This is a genomic window from Bacteroides cellulosilyticus DSM 14838 (genome assembly GCF_000158035.1).
Lineage (GTDB): Bacteria > Bacteroidota > Bacteroidia > Bacteroidales > Bacteroidaceae > Bacteroides > Bacteroides cellulosilyticus.
This window is the reverse complement of sequence record NZ_EQ973495.1, coordinates 11,935-17,071: the sequence shown is the minus strand read 5'-3', so window position 1 is coordinate 17,071 and position 5,137 is coordinate 11,935. Positions and strand designations below refer to the sequence as shown.

The 5,137-nt window shown below is 38.3% G+C and carries 3 protein-coding genes and 2 pseudogenes; 3 read left to right on the top strand and 2 right to left on the bottom strand.

Translation table 11 applies throughout. The annotated features are described in order from the left end of the window. Both BACCELL_RS22440 and BACCELL_RS22435 read left to right on the top strand, forming a co-directional pair. On the top strand, positions 1 to 1,123 hold a 1,123-nt coding region (locus BACCELL_RS22440; RefSeq protein ID WP_007214395.1), incomplete at its 5' end, for a DegT/DnrJ/EryC1/StrS aminotransferase family protein. Further along, a pseudogene (locus BACCELL_RS22435) lies at positions 1,123 to 1,712 on the top strand (sugar transferase). The gene BACCELL_RS22440 and the pseudogene BACCELL_RS22435, both read left to right, overlap by 1 nt. A 225-nt stretch (positions 1,713 to 1,937) precedes the next feature. Here the strand turns inward: BACCELL_RS22435 and prmA are convergent. Both prmA and BACCELL_RS22425 read right to left on the bottom strand, forming a co-directional pair. Further along, positions 1,938 to 2,780, bottom strand: a complete 843-nt coding sequence (gene prmA, locus BACCELL_RS22430; RefSeq protein ID WP_007214393.1) for a 50S ribosomal protein L11 methyltransferase — start codon at positions 2,778 to 2,780, stop codon at positions 1,938 to 1,940. Positions 2,781 to 2,959: 179 nt separating this feature from the next. Continuing rightward, the gene (locus BACCELL_RS22425; protein WP_007214392.1) at positions 2,960 to 4,258 is read right to left on the bottom strand and encodes a DUF3440 domain-containing protein; all 1,299 of its coding nucleotides are present in this window, start codon (positions 4,256 to 4,258) and stop codon (positions 2,960 to 2,962) included. Between the two features lie 405 nt (positions 4,259 to 4,663). On the opposite strand from BACCELL_RS22425, the pseudogene BACCELL_RS22420 reads away from it, so the two are divergent. Continuing rightward, positions 4,664 to 5,137 (top strand): annotated as a pseudogene (locus BACCELL_RS22420) (hypothetical protein); the annotation flags it as partial.

Genomic DNA, 5,137 nt, shown 5'->3' with positions numbered 1-5,137 from the left:
GAAAGCATTGGAAGAAGAAATCAGAGTATTTTCTAATGCTCAAGAAGTGCTTTGTGTAAACTCCTGGACTTCGGGTGCTATAATGATGCTCCGTTGGTTGGGAGTGACAGAGGAGGATGAGGTTATTGTACCAGCATATACGTATAGTGCTACGGCTTTAGCGGTGCTTCATGCTGGTGCAAAGCCAGTCATGGTAGATTCCGGAGAGGATTTTAATATCTCCGTAGAAGCTATTTGTAAGGCGATTACTCCAAGGACTAAAGCTATTATTCCAGTAGATATTGCAGGTTTTCCTTGTGATTATGATCGCATCATGAAATTGGTTAAAGAGCCTGAAGTGCAGAGCTTATTTCAGGTAGCATCTCCGGTACAGGAAAAGTTAGGACGCATTCTTGTAATGAATGATGCAGCGCACTCTTTAGGAGCTTATTACAGCAAAAATCAGCGTACAGGATGTGAAACAGACGTCGCTATCTTTTCTCTTCATGCTGTAAAGAATGTGACGACAGCTGAAGGAGGAGCCATCTGTCTAAATTTACCTGAACCATTTGATAATACGGAGCTTTATAAAGAACTTCGTATGATGAGTTTGAATTGTCAGACTAAAGATGCTTTTTCTAAGTCGAAAGCTGGTGGGTGGCGTTATGACATAGTAGGTTTAGGTATGAAAATAAACATGGCTGATGTAAATGCTGCTATTGGTCTAGCTCAGATACGAGAATATCCAAAATTATTGGAGGAAAGGAAAAGAGTTTTTAATGCTTACTCGGAAGCATTTGCCGATTGCGATTGGGCTGTTTTACCGCCTTCTATTGTTGGAGAAAAGGAAAGTTCATACCATATTTATGCTCTGCGTATTAAAGATTTTACGGAAGAACAGCGAGATCGAATGATTGATGAAATTGCGAAAAGCGAAGTTGCTGTAAATGTTCATTTTATTCCAATGCCGATGCTTTCATTTTTTAGCTCATTAGGATATGATATAAAAAATTATCCGCAAGCTTATGAAAATTTTAAAGGAGAAATTTCTTTGCCTATTTATCCACAATTAGATGGAGAAAAATTGAGTTTTATTATTAGAGTTGTAAAGGAAGCATATTGGAAAGTGATTGGTGATAAATGATGATTCGTTTTTTTGATATTCTCTTTTCTCTTTTGGGCATAATTGTGCTCTTTCCTGTTTTTTATTGTTATATATAACTATTCGTTTGGAAAGTAAAGGTGGTGGTTTTTATAAACAGTTGCGTGTAGGGCGTAATGGTGGAGATTTTTATGTCTACAAATTCCGATCAATGCGCATCGGTTCGGATAAACAGGGCTTGATAACAGTAGGTGGACGTGATCCGCGAATTACTCGTGTTGGATACTTTATTCGTAAGTACAAATTGGATGAATTGCCACAATTATTCAATGTACTGAAAGGAGATATGAGCTTGGTAGGTCCTCGCCCGGAAGTTCGGAAATATGTTGACCTATATACGGAAGAGCAAAGAAGAGTACTGTCTGTTCGTCCTGGAATTACAGATTATGCATCTATAGAGTATGTAGATGAAAATACGATTTTGGGACAGACAGAAGATGCAGATCGTGCGTATGTGGAACAAATTCTTCCAGATAAAATTCAATATAATATGAAGTATATCAATCACCGTTCTGTGAAAGAATACTTTAAAATTATTTTTCTGACATTTTGGAGTATTGTACATTCGTAAAGAAGCTGTTGAAATGTATAAAGGTATTATTTATACCTTATTATATATGGAAAAAGTAATATCTGCTTAAATGTTTATTTTTGATAACATTTATAAGTTCCAAAATAATATTCATACTGGTTCCCGGCAGACAATTATTGTCTTGTCGGGATTTTTTTTGTCCATAATTGAGCAGGTAGCATCAGCCGGAGTTATCCGGTAGATGCTACCCGGGACAAGTAGGCTTTAAAGTTCAAATTTCACTGCCGCCCAACGGTTTTTCTCTTGATGGTGTACAAAGTGTAATCCGTTACGTTCGGCCTCTGCCTGGATCAGAGGAATGTCGTCCACATAGAATCCACTCATAAAGAGTTGGGAACCCTCGCGCATGCAACGTACATACTGTTTCATGTCATTCAGCAGAATGTTCCGGTTGATGTTAGCAATGACTACGTCAAACGGACCTATATCTCCCAGTGAAGAGGCGTCTCCCTGGAATACGGAAATATTGTCTACGTGGTTCAATTCGATGTTTTCAAGTGAGTTACGAACGCACCATTCATCAATATCGATGGCAGTACAAGGTTCTGCACCACGCATGCGAGCAAGAATGGCAAGGATGGAAGTGCCGCAACCCATATCGAGAAGGGACTTGCCTTGTAGGTCACTGTCCAGTAGTTCACCGATGATGAGACTGGTGGTTTCGTGATGTCCTGTACCGAAAGCCATTTGCGGATTGATGACAATATCATATTCTGTTCGGGGAACATCATGGTGGAAAGTACTGTGGATGACACAGCGGTCACCAATCACAATCGGTTGGAAGAAGTTCTTTTCCCATTCCTCATTCCAGTCTTTATCTTCGGCTTCTGTAAAAGTATATTCGATTTGGGTGTCTGGTAGGGGGAACTCGTCAATAGCTGCTTTTACGGTTGTTTCATCATACAAATCTTTTTGTATATAGGCAGCAATACCGCCTTCTTGTTCAACAAAACTCTCAAAACCTGCATCGCCCAGGATAGCGGAAAGCACATCGTTTACTACTTCTGTACAAGGAGAAGTGCGGAAAGTAAATTCTAAATATTTCATTGGAATATAATTTATTGTTAAATGCAAAGCCTCTGTTAGCGAAGCGAACCAGTTTCTTTGTATATTTGTTTATTAGCTGCAAAGATAATGCAAATCGAATGTAGAACTTTCATGCTTGCATGAAAAAGTTATGCTGAGATGCAGTTTGTCTTATTTAAAGATGGGGCATTTAAGAAATTCTATTCATCTTTGAAAATCTTTCCATATTGTTTTAATGCCATATTTTTCATGAGTGTTTCTTCTTTTGTCAGTGCGAATCCCATATATTTGCAAACGTGATCATTGCGTAGGATACAGATACACATTCTTTTGTAAGTCGGAATTTCCTTGAATTCTGCAATATCAATATCATCCAAATAATCCATCTTGACAGGCTTCTTGTCTGTTTTGTAGTTTGTACTTTCTCCTACTTGAATAGGAATATTTCTTTCTCTTAGTTTCTGTATCACTTCGTCACTGAGTACACCGCCCTTATTCTTCCAGAATCTGATACTTGTCTCCAATTTCTTCCGGTATCTGTTCCGGGTATGTTCAGGTAGAGTAGACAGAAGAAACTCTGTAAAGGATTTCCATGTATATCCTTTGGGTAAATGTATCTCATCTCTTCCCATGGCTCCGGTTTTTCCATAAATCCCGGAAAAATTTACTCCGTTAACCCGGCCAATCATCCGTCCCCACATATCGGGATCAATCACTCTGTACAGTGACAGGCTCTCTATGGCTTCGCAGATAAAAGGACTTGCTACCCGTTGTCGGTCAAGGCTAATTCCTGCTTGATAATAAAGATCGTACAGATGATTATAATCCCACTTGAATTTACCATTTGCTACCCAGATATCAGTTGTTTTCCAGTCAAAAATAGGATAGAGGTTATAAACACCTTCAGTAATTTGGGTACTCCATAGGTAGTTGGCATATCGTTCCTTTGTTTTTCTGTAAATGGCACGCCAACGATTATGGCTTTCCTGTGTACGAATGCCAACTAAACAGCATGTTCGGGTAGCCTTTTTATTTTTATGTAGCCATTGGGCAAATTCCATTTGAAAATCATAATCCCACATGTCGGTAGTGTAGAAAGGGAACTCATGTAATGTCATTGCCCTCTCCGGTTTTTGGCGTACCCAGACTGCTTTTTTGTCTTCATCCCATGGCCTCCAATAATCTTCATACATGGACGTACATGTCGTTACTCGAAAAGGTACGCAAATATGATATATATCCAGGATGTCTTGATTCTCTTTAAAAGTTCGTTCCACATAATCAATTGTCATGTTGTACTGTATTTCATAATCCATATGAAATACCCCAATTTTTCTTTTTAAATTATGTTTGCGGATATAATCTATGCATAAATTTAATAGTACACCGCTATCCTTGCCTCCTGAAAATGAGATGTAAATATTATCAAAATTCTGAAAAATGACACGTAATCTTTCTTGGGCAAGGTCATATACGTTTTGCTTTCTTATGTCTTGCATTGTTTTTTTAGTATTGTTCGTTTATTTGCTGCAAAAGTAATAAAAAAAGATCAGATAGATAAAATGTATAAACATATACAAATTCCGGAGATACTTCCTAATCCGATTCTCCCTGCTGACTTTTACATCTCGTATAGCCTTTATCTCATCAGTAGATAGCCAGATATCACGCACTGATTTCTCCGGCATTTTATATCCGTCAAACGGATAAGTTTCATGTGTTATAAACTTGCACTGGAGATTTAATTTAGTGCATTGAAAACCAAAATAATATCTCTTTTGTTATGATAGAATAGGGAAATCCCTATAATCATTTGGGGAAATTCTCCTGTATGCGGTAAAATCCATCGCTATCTTTGTGACGTGATAAAATGGATTAATGTAAAACCTATAAACCACACCCATATGAAAAAGATTGTTTTTTTATCGCTTTTTGCCTTGTGCCTCCCTTGGATGGTTTCGGCGCAGAGCATAGATGACGACCTTTACTACATTCCTTCTAAGGATAAGAAGGAAAAGAAGCAGGAGAAGAAAGTTACAAGCTCTGCTCCGACTGAAGAAATTGTAGTAAAGTCGAATGCACCAACTACGGTTTATACGTCGCCAGGTAATACTACTGTTGTAGTACAGGATCGTAAAGGAAATACACGTGATGTAGACGAATATAATCGTCGTTATGATTCTCGTGAGAATGACTTCGTAATGGAAGATGATACCTTATATATTAAGGAAAAAGCAGTGCCCGATCCGGATGGTGAATGGGTAAATGGCTTCGATGGTTCGGAAGATGATTATGAATATGCTATGCGTATCGTACGTTTCCGCAACCCGCGTTATGCGGTGAGCATCAGTAGCCCGTATTATTGGGATATCGTTTAC